13 protein-coding genes are annotated in these 17,074 nt (G+C 63.7%); 8 read left to right on the plus strand and 5 right to left on the minus strand.

Translation table 11 applies throughout. The features are described 5' to 3' along the window. Window positions 1-149 precede the first annotated feature (149 nt). Entirely contained in the window at window positions 150-4,208 is a 4,059-nt protein-coding gene (gene pulA / locus PG892_RS09640; RefSeq protein ID WP_270825364.1) for a pullulanase-type alpha-1,6-glucosidase, read from the plus strand. Window positions 4,209-4,402: 194 nt separating this feature from the next. Here pulA and PG892_RS09645 read toward each other — a convergent pair whose 3' ends face one another. After that, window positions 4,403-6,829, minus strand: coding sequence for a zinc/cadmium/mercury/lead-transporting ATPase (locus PG892_RS09645; RefSeq protein WP_270825365.1), 2,427 nt, complete (start codon window positions 6,827-6,829; stop codon window positions 4,403-4,405). 253 nt (window positions 6,830-7,082) lie between these two features. On the opposite strand from PG892_RS09645, the gene tpx reads away from it, so the two are divergent. Beyond that, window positions 7,083-7,583: a thiol peroxidase gene (tpx, locus tag PG892_RS09650; protein WP_270825366.1), complete on the plus strand. Its 501-nt coding sequence runs from the start codon at window positions 7,083-7,085 to the stop codon at window positions 7,581-7,583. A 146-nt stretch (window positions 7,584-7,729) separates the two neighbouring features. Next, complete coding sequence (locus tag PG892_RS09655; protein WP_270825368.1) at window positions 7,730-8,950, plus strand: DEAD/DEAH box helicase; 1,221 nt, start codon at window positions 7,730-7,732, stop codon at window positions 8,948-8,950. Window positions 8,951-9,045: 95 nt separating this feature from the next. Here PG892_RS09655 and PG892_RS09660 read toward each other — a convergent pair whose 3' ends face one another. From PG892_RS09660 to PG892_RS09670, 3 genes are all read right to left on the minus strand, one after another. Continuing rightward, window positions 9,046-10,605, minus strand: a complete 1,560-nt coding sequence (locus tag PG892_RS09660; RefSeq protein ID WP_270825369.1) for a methyl-accepting chemotaxis protein — start codon at window positions 10,603-10,605, stop codon at window positions 9,046-9,048. 152 nt (window positions 10,606-10,757) lie between these two features. Next, window positions 10,758-11,057: a hypothetical protein gene (locus PG892_RS09665; protein ID WP_049635948.1), complete on the minus strand. Its 300-nt coding sequence runs from the start codon at window positions 11,055-11,057 to the stop codon at window positions 10,758-10,760. Window positions 11,058-11,167: 110 nt separating this feature from the next. Continuing rightward, a complete protein-coding gene (locus tag PG892_RS09670) occupies window positions 11,168-12,763 on the minus strand; it encodes a peptide ABC transporter substrate-binding protein (RefSeq protein WP_223916820.1) in 1,596 nt (531 codons plus the stop codon). A 174-nt stretch (window positions 12,764-12,937) separates the two neighbouring features. Between PG892_RS09670 and PG892_RS09675 the strand changes: the two genes are divergently transcribed. Together PG892_RS09675 and PG892_RS09680 are read left to right on the plus strand one after the other, a co-directional pair. Further along, the gene (locus PG892_RS09675; protein WP_041211007.1) at window positions 12,938-13,645 is read left to right on the plus strand and encodes a ParB-like protein; all 708 of its coding nucleotides are present in this window, start codon (window positions 12,938-12,940) and stop codon (window positions 13,643-13,645) included. Window positions 13,646-13,730: 85 nt separating this feature from the next. Further along, window positions 13,731-14,159, plus strand: coding sequence for a DUF2753 family protein (locus PG892_RS09680; RefSeq protein ID WP_039039476.1), 429 nt, complete (start codon window positions 13,731-13,733; stop codon window positions 14,157-14,159). Between the two features lie 2 nt (window positions 14,160-14,161). Here PG892_RS09680 and PG892_RS09685 read toward each other — a convergent pair whose 3' ends face one another. Continuing rightward, complete coding sequence (locus tag PG892_RS09685) at window positions 14,162-14,911, minus strand: enoyl-CoA hydratase-related protein (RefSeq protein ID WP_041211009.1); 750 nt, start codon at window positions 14,909-14,911, stop codon at window positions 14,162-14,164. An 89-nt stretch (window positions 14,912-15,000) separates the two neighbouring features. Here PG892_RS09685 and PG892_RS09690 point away from each other — a divergent pair, with 89 nt between their 5' ends. The 3 genes from PG892_RS09690 (at window position 15,001) to PG892_RS09700 (ending at window position 16,862) form a co-directional block, all read left to right on the plus strand. Beyond that, on the plus strand, window positions 15,001-15,441 hold the full coding sequence (locus tag PG892_RS09690; RefSeq protein WP_039039478.1) for a copper chaperone PCu(A)C: 441 nt from the start codon (window positions 15,001-15,003) through the stop codon (window positions 15,439-15,441). A gap of 92 nt (window positions 15,442-15,533) precedes the next feature. Beyond that, window positions 15,534-16,163 (plus strand): TIGR04219 family outer membrane beta-barrel protein, encoded by a 630-nt coding sequence (locus PG892_RS09695; RefSeq protein WP_043155850.1) that lies wholly within the window; start codon window positions 15,534-15,536, stop codon window positions 16,161-16,163. A gap of 18 nt (window positions 16,164-16,181) precedes the next feature. Next, window positions 16,182-16,862: an SDR family oxidoreductase gene (locus PG892_RS09700; protein ID WP_045523363.1), complete on the plus strand. Its 681-nt coding sequence runs from the start codon at window positions 16,182-16,184 to the stop codon at window positions 16,860-16,862. The last annotated feature ends 212 nt before the right edge of the window (window positions 16,863-17,074 follow it).

Genomic DNA, 17,074 nt, shown 5'->3' on the forward strand with positions numbered 1-17,074 from the left:
GTTATGAAAACGTTATCTTGTTGATGCGGATTGGTTTTTTTTGCCCATCCGCTCACATTTACGGCAATTCCCGCTGATTAATATGGCACCGCTCGGCAATGACCGGGTACTCGGATATCGAGACTAACTACAGCGGGAATTATAAAAAAATGGATATGAAAAAGACCAAAGTGGCGCTGGTAACAGCCTCACTGCTCGCGCTTTTGTCAGGCTGTAACGACAACAGTTCTTCCTCTTCTACCCCCACCCCCCAGGATGAGCCCGTCGCTCGTCTTCCCAACGTCCAGCCCCCGGCCGAGCTGCTGACGGCCGGTCCCGACGAGGCCGTGATCGCCCTGGTCGATACCCAGAGCAGCGCGGCACGCGGGGCCACGGGCCCCTTCGCCAGCCACAGCCTGCACCTGTGGAACAACGACGCCTGCAACGCGACGGCCGAGAGCGGCCTCAACAGCAGCTGGGATGACAAGAGCAAGACGCCGTCCGAGGCGGACAGCTTCGGCCCGGCCTGGGTCGTGCCGCTCAGCAAGATGGAAGGCTGCATCAACTTCATCGCCCGCAACGGCGATCTCGCGAACCTGACCGGCAGCGACATGAAGGTGGTCTTCAGCGATCACCCGGATCGCACCGTGGCCATAGTGGCGGGCAAGAGTGAGATCTTCGGCAGCCGGGCCGAGGCCTTCACCGCCGCCTTCGGCGTGGCGGGGGCCAGCGCCCACCTGATCGACGACAACACCCTGATTTGGCAAGGGGGCAAGGACAAGCCCTATGTGCGCCTCTACTACACAGAGTCAGGCACCATCACCGCAAACAGCGAGGGTGTATTCGATTTCCCCTACCTCAAGCTGACCCCGACCAGCCTGACCGAAGAGCAACAGGCCAAATACCCGCACCTCAAGGATGCCGCCGCCTTCGCCCTGCCTGCGGGGAAAGATCTCAAGCCCCTGCTCAAGGGTGAGCTGGTCGCCATCGGGACCGATGCGGACGGCATCCTGCAGGGGGCGACCCTGGTGCAGAGTGCCGGTGCCCTCGATGCCCTTTACAGCGAAGCGGCCACCAAGCTGGCCTACGGCGCCGTGGTGGAGGGGGGCAATGTCACCTTCCGGCTCTGGGCACCGACCGCCAAGTCGGTCAAGCTGGCGCTGTTCGACGAGCAGCACAAGTCGCTTGGCGAGCGCGCCATGACTCTGGACGAGGCCAGCGGCAGCTGGAGCGTGCAGGGGGGCAGCGATCTTGTCGGCAAATACTACCGCTACGACATCCAGGTCTATCACCCGGTCAGCCGCAAGCTGGAATCCTATCAGGTGACCGACCCCTACTCCCTGAGCCTGGCGATGAACTCCGAGTTCAGCCAGGTGGTGGATCTCGACGATCCGGCCCTCAAGCCGGAAGGCTGGGACGGCCTCAAGGCGCCCCACAGCCAGAAGAACCCCGCCGATATCACCATCTATGAGGCCCACGTCCGGGATCTGACCGGCAACGACGAGTCGACGCCGGTGGAGCACCGCGGCAAGTTCCTCGGGCTGACCGACAGCGACAGCGTGCCCGTCACCCACCTGAAATCCCTGGCCAAGAGCGGCGTCAGCCACCTGCACCTGCTGCCGGTGTTCGACATCGCTACCGTCAACGAGGATCCGGCCAAGGTGGCCAACATCGGCGATGACTTCAGCAAGCTGTGCGAGGTCAATCCCGAGGTCAAGAACTCCAGGTTTGCCAGCCACTGTGGTGGCGGCGAGACCATCGAAGCCGTGCTCGGTGATCTGCAAGCCAGCGACAGCAAGGAGAACCCCGTGGTGCAGGAGCTGTACGGCTATCTGCGCGGGGTGGACTCCTTCAACTGGGGCTATGACCCCTACCACTACACCACCCCGGAAGGCTCCTACGCCACCAATGCGGAGGGGACGACCCGGATCAAGGAGTTCCGCGAGATGGTGCAGGCCATCAAGCAGAACATCGGCATGAACGTGGTGATGGACGTGGTCTACAACCACACCAACGAAGCGGGTCTCGGGTCCAAATCCGTGCTCGACAAGATTGTGCCCTGGTACTACCAGCGCCTCAATCCGGAGACCGGTTCGGTGGAAAACTCCACCTGCTGCTCCAACACGGCGCCGGAACACGCCATGTTCGCCAAGCTGATGGATGACTCTCTGGTCACCTGGGCACGGGACTACAAGATCGATGCCTTCCGCTTCGACCTCATGGGCCATCACCCGAAAGATCAGATGGTGCAGGCCCTGGCCGAGGTGAAGAAGGTCAATCCGGACATGTACTTCTACGGCGAGGGGTGGAACTTCGGCGAGGTACAGGATGACAAGCGCTTCGTGCAGGCGACCCAGAAGCACCTGGCCGGTACCGGCATCGGCTCCTTCTCCGACCGGCTGCGTGATGCGGTGCGCGGCGGCAGCCCGTTCGACGGCGGCGAAGCCATTCGCAAGACCCAGGGCTTTGGCAACGGCGCCCTGGTGGATGCCAACGAGCTGGACGGCGTCGATCTCGCCACCGCCCTGCATCAGTCCGATCTGGTGCGCCTCGGCATGGCGGGCAACCTCAAGGAGTTCGTGCTGACCGACAAGGACGGCATTCCGAAGAAAGGCTCCGACATCGACTACAACGGTCAACCGGCGGGCTATGCCCAGGATCCGACCGAAATCCAGAACTATGTCGACAAGCACGACAACCAGACCCTGTTCGACAACCTGGCGTACAAGGCACCCGCCGGGGCCGACCTGGTGCGGATGCAGGGGGTCTCTCTGGCGACTGCCATGCTGGGTCAGGGCATTCCCTTCACCCACGCAGGTGTCGAACTGCTGCGCTCCAAGTCCATGGAGCGGGACAGCTACGACTCCGGTGACTGGTACAACCGGGTCGATTACACCCTTGGCGACAACAACTTCGACAAGGGCTTGCCGCGCAAGGACAAGGACGAGGCCAACTACGAGCTGATCGAGCAGGTGCTCGGCCAGCACGCCAAGCCGGGTTCGGCCGAGATGCATCAGATGGTGAACTTCTACCAGGAGCTCTCCGAACTGCGTCAATCCTCTCGTCTGCTGCGTCTTGGCAGCGGCGCCGAGGTGATCAAGCGGGTCGACTTCCGCAACACCGGCCCTGAGCAGATCCCGGGTCTCATCGTGATGAGCGTGGATGACGGGGTGGGCGCCGGTGCGGATCTGGATCCGGCCATCGACGGCCTGGTGGTGATGATCAACGCCACCAATCAGCCCCAGAGCATCGGCGATTTCCGTGACGGCAAGGATCAGCCCATCGATCTGACCAGCATGGTCCTGAGCGGTGCCCACCGTGACTCCGATAGCATCGCCAGCGGTGCGGCCAATGACAGCGGTCAGCTGACCCTTGGCGCCTGGTCGGCGGCGGTGTTCGTCAAGCCGCAGAGCGGTGCCCAGGGCGCGGGGCTGCCGGTGAGCAAGAAGACGGATCTGAGCACCTTGCCTCCCTTCGGTGACACCGAGGTGTTCGTGCGCGGTTTCCTGAATCAGTGGGATCCGGTCAACAAGATGAACTTCAGTGGCAATTTCACCTATGAGTTCACCACCGAGGTGACGGCGGATCAGCTGGGGTCGACCCAGGTGAAGATCGCTGGCAACGAGTGGAGCGGCCCCGTCAATTACGGCAAGTGCAGCGATACCGACCAGCTTGCGACCGGCCAGGTCAATACGCTCTGTGCCAATGGCGGGGATCTGCCGTTCAACGTGGAGAAGGCTGGCACCTACAAGTTTGTCTTCACCGCCATGAACAAGGACAAGCCCACCCTGAGTGTCAGCTACACCGAACCGGCGCAGAGCTGCAAGGTGCTGGATACCGTCGCGGGCAATCCGCTCGGCTTCCCGCTCTATGTGCGCGGCAGTCTGAGCGACTGGAACGCCCAGCCGGCCTACCAGCTGAGCTACAAGGGGATGGAAGGCAACCTCGCTATCTATCAGGCCGCCTTCAACTACGCGGGCAGCTTTGACTTCAAGTTTGCCAACGACGATGGCAACTGGAGCAAGCAGTTCTTCGTGAAGGATGCCGGTGGCACCCTGATCGCACTGGAGCCCGAGCAGGTTTACCCGCTCCAACACGGCGATGGTGGCATGGGCAACAACAGCATCACGCTGGAACAGGGTCTGTGGAGCTTCCTGGTGAAGGTTGACCCGACCCAGACTTCCGGCGAGGTGGGCAGCGTCATCATCCAGGAGTGCAGCGCCAAGTAAGTCTTTCCCATCGAGCCCGGGGCTGGCTCGGCAGCCCCGGGTTGAATTCCGCCTCGCCAAGGGCGGGATAACACCGAGAGAGTAAGCAAAGCGCGACTGCCGACCGGCAGCCGCGCTTTTTCTTTGCTCGTGGGCGAGGCAATAAAAAAGCCGCCCCGTTGGAGCGGCTGTTGGTTGTACCGTTAACGGTCAGCCTAGCGTTTTCGCAGCAGGCGCAGGGCGTTGGCGGTGACCAGGGCGGTGGCGCCGGTGTCGGCCAGCACCGCAATCCACAGGCCGGTGATGCCGAGCAGGCTGGTGACCAGGAAGATGGCCTTGAGCCCCAGCGCCAGCGCGATGTTCTGGTGGATGTTGGCCAGTGCCGCGCGGGAGAGCCGGATCATGGCGGCGACCCCGCCGAGCTGGTTGTGGGTCAGCGCCGCATCGGCGGTTTCCAGCGCCACGTCGGTGCCGCCTCCCATGGCGATGCCGATGCTCGCCCGCTTCATGGCCGGGGCGTCGTTGATGCCGTCGCCGATCATCGCGACCTTTTGCGTCAGACCGAGCTTGGCGATCTCATCGACCTTGCCCTCCGGCAGCAGGCCGGCGCGCCAGCCCATGCCGAGCTCGGTGGCGATCGCCTCGGCGGCGCGGGGGTTGTCCCCGGTCAGCATGATGCTCTTGAGACCAAGCTGGTTGAGCTCTTGCAGCGCCGCAGCCGCCTCGGGGCGGATCTGGTCGCGAAGTGCCAGCAGGGCGGCCGGGGCGGCGTCAGGCTGACCGAGCACCACCACTGTCTTGCCTTGCTGCTCCAGGGTGGCGACCCGCGCCTGCATCGCCGCATCCAGGGTGGCGACCCGGCTCGGTGCCAGCAGCTGCCAGAGGACTCCGTCGATGCGACCCTCTACCCCCATGCCGGGCAGGGCGCGCAGCTCCTGGGCGGCGGCGAGGCTGAGGCCCCGTTCGCTGGCCGCCGTCACCACGGCGCGTGCCAGCGGGTGGTGGGAGCCCTGCTCGATGGCCGCCGCCAGCGCCAGCAGGTCGGCCTCAGGTTGACCATTGAGGCTTACTAGTTCGGTCAGCTGCGGCTTGCCCAGGGTCAGGGTGCCGGTCTTGTCAAAGGCCAGGGTATCAATGTGTGCCAGCCGCTCCAGCGCGGCGCCCCCCTTGATGAGGGCCCCCTGGCGGGTGGCTGCCGCCAGCGCTGAGGTGACCGCCGCCGGGGTGGAGATGACCAGGGCGCAGGGGCAACCGATGAGCAGCAGCGCCAGCCCGCGATAGACCCACTCGTCCCAGCTCAAGCCGAAGGCGAGCGGCGGTACCAGCACCACCAGCAGGGCGACCAGCATCATGGCCGGGGTATACCAGCGACTGAAGCGGTCGATGAAACGCTCGATGGGGGCGCGCTGGGTCTCGGCCTCCTCGATGAGATGCAGGATGCGGTCGATGGCGTTGTTGCCGGGTTCGGACACCACCTCGAGGCGCAGCACCCGATCCGCCGCCAGACTGCCGGCGGGGACCTTGTCACCCCGGCGGCGCTCCACCGGGATGGATTCGCCGGTCAGGGCGCTCTCGTCAAAGGCGCCGAGGGCGTCGAGCAGGCGGGCATCGGCGGCCAGGCGGGCGCCCGGGGCGATTTCGATGATGTCACCGGGACGCAGCTGGTCGGCAGCGACTTCTTCCCGTACCTCGCCCTCGGCAGGGGTACGGATGCGCAGCGCCTTGTCGGGCACCAGCGCCATCAGGGCGGTGACCCCGGCGCGGGCGCGGCCGGCAGCGTAGGCTTCCAGATGTTCCCCCAGCATGAACAGCAGCAGCACCATGGCCGCTTCGGCGGTTTCGCCGAGGAAGAGGGCGCCGATGGCGGCGACCGTCATCAGGGTCTCGATGGCGAAGGGGGAGCCGCTTCTGGTCAGTGCCCACGCCTTGCGGGCGACGGGCCACAGCCCCCAGAGGGTGGCCAGGGTAAAGAGCGGCTGACCAATCTGGCTCGGCAACAGGGCCGCCACCCCCATCAGGCCAGCCAGCGACAGCGGCTGCCAATACTTGGCGAGCAGGGTCTGCAGCGGGCCGCGCTCGCGGCCGGGCTGCTGCTTGCCGCTGCGCTCGCCCTTGAGCTGGAAGCCGGCGGCCAGCACGGCGGCGGTAACGGGGTCGGGGGAGAGGCCGGGGGCCAGATCCACCACCAGCTTCTCGGTGGCAAACAGCACCCGAGCCTGCTGTACGCCCTCCAGCCGGCTGACGGCGGTTTCTATCTTGCGGGCACAGCTGGGACAATCCATGCCCAGCACCTGCCAGCTATGGCGGCGGCTGTTCTGCTCGGGGGTCGTCAGCGGCGGCTCGGTCGCGGCGGCCGTATGGGCGTGCTCGTGCCCCTGTTCATGATGATGATCGTGGTCGTGGTCGTGGTCGTGGGCTGTGTCGGTGGCGCAAGCGCCTCTGGGGGGCTCTTCATCACCCGGGCCGTCTGCGCCACTTTGCCCCTGATGATCGTGGCGGGTCGGGTTGGCGACGCCACTGGCCTGTGCCGCGTTGTCGCAGCAGTGGCTGGTGTGGCTGTGCCCGGCCTGTGGGGTGGCGGCCTTGCTGACGGCCTTGATGGGGGCGGCGGCGTGTTGATGGCTGCAGCAGGATTTGCTCATGATGCGTTCCTCTTGAGGGATCCCGCCCCTGCGGGATCCTGGATGACTGAGCCGAGTGTAAACCTTGGTGTAAAGTCCAAGGTCAAGCCCTCTTCTCCTCTTTGTCCGGGGCCATGACAGTGGCCGCTGATCTGCCCCTGGAGCAGGGGGATGCAAAGGGATGCCAAATCCCTTTCATTAGCGGGTGTTTGTCATCCCGTGGCGGGCCTATACTGGGGACCCTGGATCCCACATCAATCATCAAGGACCTAACATGAGCAATACCGTCACCCTGCAAGGCAACCCCGTCTCCGTCTCCGGCCACTTCCCCGTAGTCGGTGAGCAGGCCAAGCCCTTCTCCCTGGTTGCTGGCGATCTGTCCGATGCGACCCTGGCGACCTTCGCCGGCAAGCGCAAGATCCTGAACATCTTCCCGAGCGTCGACACCCCGACCTGCGCCACTTCCGTGCGCAAGTTCAACGAGCAGGCAAGCGCCCTGAACAACACCGTCGTGCTGTGCATCTCTGCCGATCTGCCGTTCGCCCAGGCCCGTTTCTGCGGCGCCGAGGGTCTGGACAAGGTGGTGAACCTCTCCACCCTGCGCGGTGTCTCCTTCCTGCAGGACTACGGCGTGGCCTTCTCCTCCGGCCCGCTGGTGGGTCTGGCTGCCCGTGCCATCGTGGTATTGGATGAGCACGACAAGGTGCTGCACAGCGAGCTGGTGGCCGAAGTCGCCGACGAGCCGAACTACGCCGCCGCCCTGGCCGTTCTGTAAGTCGCGCCACAGGCTGATTGCCTGACGGCCTGCCCCGTTCACACGGGGCAGGCCGTTTTTATTGCGCTCCCGAACCTTTTACTTATGGGGTGGGTCTGGCTAGACTTCGCCTCCACATCCTCGTTCAGCCTGTATCTGCGATCCCCATGACGTTTGACGAACTCGCCCTTGACCCCGCCCTGTTGCTCCTGCTGCCCGCAGCGCTGGAAAAACCGACCCCCATTCAGCAGCTAGCCATTCCTGCTGCCTTGTCAGGACGGGATCTGCTTGCCCTGGCCAGGACCGGCAGTGGCAAGACTCTGGCATTCGGCCTGCCGCTGCTGCAGAGGCTGGACGCAGCCAGTGACCGGGTACAGGGATTGGTACTGGTCCCCACCCGGGAGCTGGCAAGCCAGGTGAGCGCCGCCCTGCAGGAGATTGCCGACGGGTTGGGGGTGCGCCTTCTGACCCTGTGTGGCGGGGTGGCCCAGGTGTGGCAGGAGCGGGAACTGGCTCTCGGCCCCCAACTGCTGGTGGCGACCCCCGGACGGTTGCGGGACTTGCTGGCCCAGCAGACGCTGGGGCTGGGTGCCCTGCGCATGCTGGTGCTGGATGAAGCAGATCGCCTGCTGGAGATGGGGTTCTGGCCCGATATCCAGTGGCTGATGAAGGCGATGCCGGAGGCGCGGCAGCAGATGCTCTTCTCCGCCACCTTGCCGGTCGAGCTGGAGAGCCTGGCCTCGGGCCTGCTGCAGGATCCGGTGCGCATCGAGGCCGAGCCGCTCAACAGCCTGGTGAACGACATCGAGGAGCGGCTCTATCTGGTCAACAGGAGCAGCAAGGTGCCTGCGCTGATCGCCCTGCTGGAGGCCGGAGAGTGGCCCCAGGTGCTGGTCTTCATCAGTGCCAGGGACGACGCGGACGGGGTGGCCAAGAAACTCGCCAGGGCTGGCATGACGGTGGCAGCCCTGCACGGAAACAAGGATCAGGCCACGCGGGAGCAGGCGCTGGCGGATTTCAAGGAGGGCAGGGTGCGGGTGCTGGTGGCCACGGATCTGATGGCGCGCGGCATCCACGTGGAGGCATTGCCGGTGGTGATCAATCTGGATCTGCCGGAGCATGCGCCCGTCTACGTGCATCGTATCGGTCGTACCGCCCGTGCCGGGCAGAGCGGTCTGGCCATCTCCCTTACCTGCCACGGTGATGGGGAGGCGCTCGAAGGGATCCGGGCCCTGACCGGTCGGCCCCTGCCCCTGGCGGCGCTGGCAGGTTTCCCGGTGACCGACAAACCCGCCAGCGGGGAGAGCAAACGGGCGCCAAGAGACAAGCAGGCGAACCGTCGCACCCAGGGCAAGCGCAGCATCAAGCAGTTCAAGGGCAAATCCTGAGACGGACTTCTTGCCCCCGGCGGGAGCCTGTCGTCGTGAAGGAGAGGAGAGATCGGCAGCGCGCCCGGGGGCGCGCCAAACTACACGGCAAGGGGTCAGTCGTGGAACTGGTTGATCAGGCGGGAGAGGTTCTGCAGCCGCTCCACCAGCAGGGTGATGCCATCGAGGGCCTGACGGCTGTTGTCCGCGGTGTGGCTCGCCAGTTGGTGGATCTGGTGGATCCCCTGATCCAGGGTGCTGGTGACATCCGCTTGCTGGCTCACCGCCTGGGCTATCTCGTCGCTGGTGTGGGTCACCCGGGCCAGCATCCGGTTGATCTGGTCGAGCACCTCGGCGGTGGCCCCCATGTGCTGCTGGCAGAGCACTGATGTCTGGGCCCCCTGCTCCATGCCATCGGACAGTTGCCGGGTACTCTGTTGCAGCGCCCCTATCATGTCGCTTATCTCGCCGGTGGAGCTGCGGGTCTTCTGGGCCAGGGCCCGTATCTCGTCGGCCACCACCGCAAAGCCGCGCCCTTGTTCACCGGCCCGTGCCGCCTCGATGGCCGCATTGAGGGAGAGCAGGTTGGTCTGATCCGCAATCTGCCCGATCACCTCCAGAATGCCGTTGATCTTCTGGCTGTCCTGGGTCAGGCGCGCCAGCACGCCCTGGCTGGCGTCCAGCTCCTGATGAAGCCTGTCGACCGAATCCCGGGTGGTGGCCAGCGCCTGCTGGCCACTGGCGGATACCTGCTGGACCTCGCCCACCAGCGCATTGGCCTGGTGGGCATTGTCAGCCACATCGCGGATGGACTGGCTCATCTGGGTGATGGCCGCCGCCAGTTGCTCGCTCTGGGCCCGCTGCTGTTGCAGGTGAGTGTCTATGGTCTGGATATGCCCCCTGTCATCCTCCGCCGCCTGCAGGATCTGCTGGTTGGTGTCCGCGCTGCGACCCACCACGGCGCGCAGCTCCGCCTTCTTCATGCGCAGCAGCAGTTCAAGGGCGGCCAGGCTGTCCTGACGCCTGGCATAGAGTACTTGGCAAAGGGCGCTGCCCTGCTCCTCGCCCGCCATGGCCAGCAGCCTGGCCAGCCGCCGTTGCAGATGCCAGCCATGTCCCATCTGGGCCAGCAAGCAGAGCAGGGTGATGACTCCCCACCCCGGCTGGCCGGTGACCAGACCGGCCCCCATGCCGAGCAGGGCGGTGCCAGAGAGCAGCAGACACAGCTGCCCGGGCTCCAGGGTCAGCCGGGTCAGCCAGGGCAGTGCCTTGCCGTCACGGATCCGGGCATAGAGCTGCTCTGCCCAGGCGATGTCGTGATCCTGGGGACGGGTGCGGACAGACTGGTATTCGATGATCTGCTGCTGATCGTTGAGGATCGGCGTGACGTAGGCGTTGACCCAGTAGAACTGACCACTCTTGGCGCGGTTCTTTACCAGCCCCATCCAGCTCTTGCCTTGTTGCAGGCGGCGCCACATGTCGGCGAACGCGGCCTTGGGCATGTCGGGGTGGCGGACCAGATTGTGGGGCTCCCCTTCCATTTCGGTCGCGCTGTAGCCCGCCACATCGCAAAAGTGCTGGTTGGCATAGGTGATGTGACTGGCGGGATCCGTGGTTGAGATCAGTGAGATGTGATCGGGGAAACGGATCTCCCCTTCGTGCCGGGTTGTGGTCATGTGCGCATCCTGAATGAGCCAAGTAACTGATAAAGTTATTTTTTATTTTTGTGATTGTTACGGCGTCATTGTAGATGCGGACTGTTACACCACCTTGGCTTGGGTCAATAAATCAACACGGGAAAGGCTGAAAAAAGTCGTAGATGGCGGGCTCAGCCGCGGGGAGTGAAGTCGTGGATCTCCCCCGTCCTTGGTTTGAAGCGGGGGTCATTGTCTTCTGCGCTGGCGACCCAGGCCATGGCCTGGCAGAAACTCTCCTGCTTGGCGAAGGCATCCCGGGCCTGATCGATGGCTCGTTCGGCATTGCGCCGATCCATCTTGCTGGCCTTGCGGTCGCTGAACTGCTTCTGCTGGCTCAACATCCATTCCAGGAAGGCCTGGCGGCATTCGGTTTCATCGGCGGCCTTGGCGGGAAGGGCAACAAACAGGGCAATCAGGAGCAGAGCACGCATGGCAGGATCGGATCACGGGGTTGATGAATGAAAAGAGGCGGCATTTTATGCCGGGAACTTGAACAGGAACAGTGCCAGGAGGGGTCAGATGTCCCGACCCCTCCCCGGACTCAGTGTTTGACGAGGTAGAGCTGACGGCTGTAGGCCACGTCTTCCGGGTTGTTGATGGGATACCCCTTGAGCCAGGGCTTGATGAGCCGGGCATTGGTGTACTGGTAGATGGGGGCGATGGGGGCCTCCTTCTGCAAGATGGCCTCGGCCTCATCGAACAGGCGGGCCCGTTCTGCGGGATCCTGACTGTTGGCCGCCTGCGCCAGCAGCTTGTCGTAAGCCGGGTTGGCGAACCGGGCCATGTTGCCGCTGTGGCCCGATCCCCAGAGCCCGAGGAAGGCGGAGGAGTCGTTGTAATCGGCGACCCAGGAGGAGCGGATCACCTCGAACTGGCCGCTTTGACGGCTGTCGAGATAGGTTTTCCACTCCTGGTTGGCGAGCTCGACCCGGGCCCCTAGCTTCTGTTTCCACAGGTTGGCGATGGCCAGCGCCATCTTCTTGTGAATTTCCGCCGTGTTGTAGAGCAGGGTCAGCTTGAGGGGATTGCTTGGGCCGTAGCCCGCTTCTTTCAGCAGGGCTCTGGCACGCTCGTCCAGCGCCTGCTGACTGCTGGTGGAGAGCAGATTGGGCTTGGGGTCGAAGTCGGCGGTCACGTCCGGGGTGAAGTGGTAGGCCGGTTTCTCCCCGGTGCCCAGCACCTTGTCGGCAATCAGGCCCCTGTCGATGGTGTAGGAGAGCGCCTGGCGCACCCGCACATCATTGAGGGGCGGGCGCTGGGTGTTGAAGGCGTAGTAGTAGGTGCCGAGCTGTTCCGGGGTATAGACCTCCCCCGGGATCTGGGCCATCAGGCTCTGGTACTGCTCCTTGGGGAAGGATTCGGTGATGTGCAGATCCCCGGCCAGATAGCGGTGGGTGGCCGCGCTCTCCTGGTTGATGGACACGAAGGTGACGCGGGTCAGCACCGTGTGGGCGCGATCCCAGTAGTAGGGATTGGGCGTCAGCTCCAGTTTCTCGTTCACCACCCGGTGACTCAGCACGAAGGCGCCGTTGCCCACCAGCTTGCCGGGCTGGGTCCACTGGTTGCCATATTGTTCCATGCTGGCCCGGTGCAGGGGCGACAGGCTGGGATGGGTCAGCAGGCTCAGGAAATAGGGCACCGGCTGGGAGAGGGTCACCTTCAGGGTATGGTCATCGACGGCCTCCACCCCGAGCGCATCGGGGGCCAGCTTGCCTGCCACTATGTCGTCCACCTTGTCGAAGCGGGCGAGCTGGGCGAACCAGGCGAAAGTGGCGGCTTCCCTGGGGTCAACCAGCTTGCGCCAGCCATAGACGAAGTCGGCGGCGCGCACGGGGTCGCCGTTGGACCAGCGGGCATCCGGCCTCAGGTGGAAGGTGAATGTCTGGTTCCCCTCGTTGTCCCAGCGGGATGCCACCCCGGGCAGCACCTTGCCGTCCGGCCCCTGGGTCAGCAGCCCCTCGTAAAGGTCTCTGAGGACCTGCAGCTCCGGCAGTCCCACCAGCTTGAGAGGGCTCAGGCTCGCCGGTTCATCCTTGAGATGACGGACGACGGCCTGTTCGGCGGCGAGTGGGGTGCCGGGCGGCACATCGGCAGCCTGGACGCAGGCACAGCCCAGCAGGGGGCTCCATCCTTTCATGGTGAATCCTTCAAAATGTGTGAAGCGGGGAGAAAACTCGGCGAGAATGCATCGCCGGCAGATGGGAAATCATGATATCCCCTTTGCTGGTCAGACCGCCAGCATGAGTCCCATTGATATCCGATGCGGCTGTCAACGAAGGGGCGCCGTGAGCGCCAGGAAAAGGAGAGAATGATGAGAGCATGGATCTTGTTGGTCTGCGTGCTGAGCCAGGGCGCTTGGGCGTTGGCCCCGTGCGAGAAGAGCAGCCCGGTGGGAAGCTGGTGCGAGGTGAATATAGAGGCGCTGCACCCCACCCAGGGCGGCGTGGGGCAGTTGCAGGTGGATACCACTGCCCGGGAGCTGGCGGACAAGAGCGAGAAGCAGCTCGACAAGCTGATGAAAAAGAAAGAGATCCCTATCGTCATCGCGCCGGATGGGGGTTACTGGCTGGTGGACAGGCACCACCTGACCAAGGCGCTGTGGCAGCAGGGGGTGAAGCAGGTCAGGGTCAAGGTGATTGCACGGTTGCAGGACAGGGCCAATTTCTGGAGCCAGATGCAGAACAACCACTGGGCCTGGCTCAAGGATGAACGGGGTCAACCCCTGACTCCCGAGCAGTTGCCCGGCCATATCGGTGAGTTGCCGGATTATCCCTACCGCACCCTGGCGGGGCTGTTGCAGGATGCGGGCTACTTCAGCAAGAAGGATCAGGTCTACTTCGTCGAGTTTGCCTGGGCCAGCTGGCTCGGCCAGCAGATGGCCTGGCAGCCGATCGATGAGGTCAACCTCGCGGATCGCCTCGCCGAAGCCAAACGGCTGGCGTGCAGCAGCAAGGCGTCGGATCTGCCTGGTTACCCCGGCAAGCAGTGTCGCGTCAATCAGCCCAGAACGGCGGGTTGAGGGATCCTGCACAAAGGGTCTGGTTGATATTTGTTCTCGATTGGCCATGATACAAACTCCACTCGTGTCGGCAAAGGAGAGGAACATGGAACATCAGAACTGGCAACGTTACATGCTGGAGGCGGAGAACGCCCTTGGCATGGGGGCTCTGGGCACGGCGATCTGCCTCTATCAGCAGGCCCTGGGGGAAGTGTATGAGCTGGCCTCCGGGGATCTGGACGAACTGGCCAGCATGCGGGTCGCCACCTGTCACCGCATGGCCGATTTCTGGCGTGCCATGGAAGAGCCCGCCTATGAACTGCGCTACCTCAAGCTCGCCTCCGAGCTGGTCACCGCCCTGGTGCCCCAGTGCCCCAACCGGGCGTGCGAATCCCTCATCAGTGAGCTGGGCTGCTGCCGCGCCGCCCTGCTCTCCTTCTTGAAGCGCCACCCCAATCCGGAGATTGCCCGGCTTATCCAGGTGCAGGACAGGGTGCAGGGCTGCGAGTTGATAGGCCGGTTCCGTCTCAACTGAGTTCAGCGCCGTTTTTGCAGCTTGCTGGCGATGCGGCTTTGCGCCTCTTCCCCTTGCAGGGCCTGGGCGAAGGCGCGCGCTTCCAGGTCGATGACGAAATGCACCGCCTGTTTGAGCTCCTGCTTGAGCAGCGCCTTGCTCTTCTGGAGCGCCATCGGCGGCTTGGCCGCCAGTTTCAGTCCCTGCTCCCGAGCGAAGGGGAGCAGGTCCGCCGGGGCCAGCACCCGGTTGGCGAGCCCGAGACGCAGCGCCTCTTCTCCATCGATGGCCTCTGCCAGCAGCAACAGTTCCGCCGCCTTGAGGTGACCGACGGCGCGTGGCAGCAGCAGGCTGGCGGCAAACTCCGGCACCAGTCCCAGCTCGACGAAAGGCAGCTGCAGCCGGGCGTTGTCACCCAGATAGACCAGGTCGCAGTGCAGCAGCAGTGTGGTGCCGATGCCGACTGCCGGGCCGCCCACGGCGGCGATCACCGGTTTGGGGAAGTCGGCCAGGGTGTGCAGAAATTGCAGGATGGGGTCGTCCGGCTCAAGGGCGTGCTTGCCAACAAAGTCGGCCAGATCGTTGCCGGCGGTGAAGCACTCCGCCTGGCCTTGCAACAGCAGCACATGGACCTCTTCGTCCCGGGCGGCCTGGCGCAGTGCGTCGGTCAGCGCCAGATACGTCTCCGTGTTGAGGGCATTGCGCTTTTCCGGTCGATTGAAGGTCAGGGTGAGCAAGCCGTCCTGCTGTTCGGCCAGAATTGTGAGGGCCATGTCTGAATCCTTGTTGTCGGGGGCTGTCAAAAGCTTGCCACAGGGGTAAGCTTTGTCTCGTTTAACAACATCATAAAAGGATTTCAACCATGTTTAAACGTGCGTTTTATTCCACCATGGCACTGCTTCTGGCCGCCCCGGCCCTGGCCAAGGTCGACGCAGTCGATGGTTATGTGCGCCTGCTGCCCCCTGGCTCGCCGAACACGGCGGCGTTCATGGTGCTCAGGAACGATGGGGACAAACCGGTGAAACTGGTGGCGGGAGCGTCCCCTGAGGCGGGCCGTGTCGAGCTGCACACCCATTTGCACGAGAACGGCGTCATGAAGATGCGCCAGGTGGAGAGCATCGAGATCCCGGCCAAGGGGGAGGCCGTGCTCAAGCCCGGCAGCCTGCACATCATGTTGTTCGACATCCATACCCTGGCCCAGGGCACGCCCTTCCCGCTGACCCTGACCCTGGACGATGGTCAGACGCTGTCACTGAGCCTGCCCGTGAAGCCGGTCGAACCCATGAAAGGGATGAAGCACTGACATTTATGGACGCTTGTTCAGCTTTTTACTCTAGGTATTCCTTGCCCAGCGGGTAAAATGATGGCCTTTCCAGTCCAAAATGGAGCGAAGTGATGAAGAAGACCCTGATTGCCGGCACTGTGATGGCTCTGCTCAGCCATGGGGCCATGGCCGCCAATGACTGGCGTTTTGCGGCTGGTGCCGATCTGTGGAATGCCCAGGGAAGTGGCCAGGTCAGCAGCGTGGGTGCCGATGGCAGCTACGACGAGAACTACAACTGGAGCGGCTACCTGCAACTGGAGCACGGCATCCTGCTGCTGCCCAACGCCAAGTTCGAAATGTCCGACTTCAGCAGCAGCGGCGGCAGCTTCAACAACGATCTGCTGGCTTACGACCTGAGCCTCTACTATCGCCTGTTCAACAACGACCTGTTCCAGATCGACCTGGGTCTGACCGGTCGTCGCTACGACGGTGATTTCAACACCCAGCACTACTCCTATGACAAGGATGTGCTGATGGCCTACACCGGCGCCGAAGTGCGCATCCCGGGGACCGGCTTTGCCGCCTTCGGCGATGCCCGCGTGCAGGATGCCGACAACTACGACTACCGTCTGGGCGGCTCCTACAAGTTCTCTTCCGTGCCGCTCAAGATCCGCGCCGGCTGGCGTGAGGCCGAGATGGACTTCGATCGCGTCGATCAGACCATCGACGGCTGGTTCATCGGTGGTGAATTCACCTTCTGATCTCCCTGAGGAGCACACATGGGCCACATCATAGTGACTGGCGCGGGGTCCGGACTGGGCCGCGCCCTGACCATAGGGCTGGTTGAACGCGGCCATCAGGTTTCCATGATGGGTCGCCGTTACCAGAAACTGCAGGAGCAGGAAGAGCTGCTCGGCAAGGCGGTGATCGGCATTGCCGCCGATCTCGCACACCACGAAGAGGTGGATGTCGCCTTTGCCGCTGCGGTGGAGTGGGGCGGCCTGCCCGACATGGTGATCCACTGTGCCGGTGTCGGCGAGTTCGGCCCGGTGGGTGTCTACACCGCCGAGCAGATCCGCCGGGTGGTGGAGAGCAATCTCATCTCTACCATACTGGTGGCCCAGCAGACGGTGCGCCTCATCGGCGACAAGGGCGGGGTGCTGGCGAATGTGCTCTCCTCCGCTGCCCAGACCGGCAAGGCCAACGAGAGCCTCTATTGCGCCTCCAAATGGGGCATGCGCGGCTTTCTCGAATCCTTGCGGGCCGAGCTGAAGAGTGCTCCCCTGCGACTGGTGAACCTCTATCCGAGCGGGATCCGCAGCGAGTTCTGGGAGAATTCGGATCACGTGGATTCGAGTGGTTTCATGACGCCGGAGGACGCGGCAGCCTACATGCTGGATGCGCTGGCCGCGAGAAGCAGCTGCCATGTGACCGATCTCTTTATCGGTCGCAATGCCTGAAGCGCCGTGAACCGGCCCCGTCGCCAGATGACAAGGAAAAAAAAGCGCGCCATTTGGCGCAATGCTGATCAGTTAAGGATCCATTGACCGATCCTTCTGCTGTAGGACAATCCGGAACCAATCACTGGTTCCGGATTTTTTATGTCTATTGCAAACGATCTGAACGATGTTGTTGAGGCATCTGGCGACATGCTGGCTCGGCTGGCCATTTT

The sequence above is a fragment of the Aeromonas sp. QDB68 genome, from assembly GCF_027707405.1.
GTDB classification, from domain to species: domain Bacteria; phylum Pseudomonadota; class Gammaproteobacteria; order Enterobacterales; family Aeromonadaceae; genus Aeromonas; species Aeromonas caviae.

Coding starts and splice junctions, on each gene's coding strand:
- PG892_RS09670 (WP_223916820.1), bottom strand. CDS start 12,763: ATGAAAGGATGGAGCCCCCTGCTGGGCTGTGCCTGCGTCCAGGCTGCC.
- PG892_RS09685 (WP_041211009.1), bottom strand. CDS start 14,911: ATGGCCCTCACAATTCTGGCCGAACAGCAGGACGGCTTGCTCACCCTG.
- PG892_RS09660 (WP_270825369.1), bottom strand. CDS start 10,605: ATGACCACAACCCGGCACGAAGGGGAGATCCGTTTCCCCGATCACATC.
- PG892_RS09695 (WP_043155850.1), top strand. CDS start 15,534: ATGAAGAAGACCCTGATTGCCGGCACTGTGATGGCTCTGCTCAGCCAT.
- PG892_RS09645 (WP_270825365.1), bottom strand. CDS start 6,829: ATGAGCAAATCCTGCTGCAGCCATCAACACGCCGCCGCCCCCATCAAG.
- pulA (WP_270825364.1), top strand. CDS start 150: ATGGATATGAAAAAGACCAAAGTGGCGCTGGTAACAGCCTCACTGCTC.
- PG892_RS09675 (WP_041211007.1), top strand. CDS start 12,938: ATGAGAGCATGGATCTTGTTGGTCTGCGTGCTGAGCCAGGGCGCTTGG.
- PG892_RS09665 (WP_049635948.1), bottom strand. CDS start 11,057: ATGCGTGCTCTGCTCCTGATTGCCCTGTTTGTTGCCCTTCCCGCCAAG.
- tpx (WP_270825366.1), top strand. CDS start 7,083: ATGAGCAATACCGTCACCCTGCAAGGCAACCCCGTCTCCGTCTCCGGC.
- PG892_RS09680 (WP_039039476.1), top strand. CDS start 13,731: ATGGAACATCAGAACTGGCAACGTTACATGCTGGAGGCGGAGAACGCC.
- PG892_RS09655 (WP_270825368.1), top strand. CDS start 7,730: ATGACGTTTGACGAACTCGCCCTTGACCCCGCCCTGTTGCTCCTGCTG.
- PG892_RS09690 (WP_039039478.1), top strand. CDS start 15,001: ATGTTTAAACGTGCGTTTTATTCCACCATGGCACTGCTTCTGGCCGCC.
- PG892_RS09700 (WP_045523363.1), top strand. CDS start 16,182: ATGGGCCACATCATAGTGACTGGCGCGGGGTCCGGACTGGGCCGCGCC.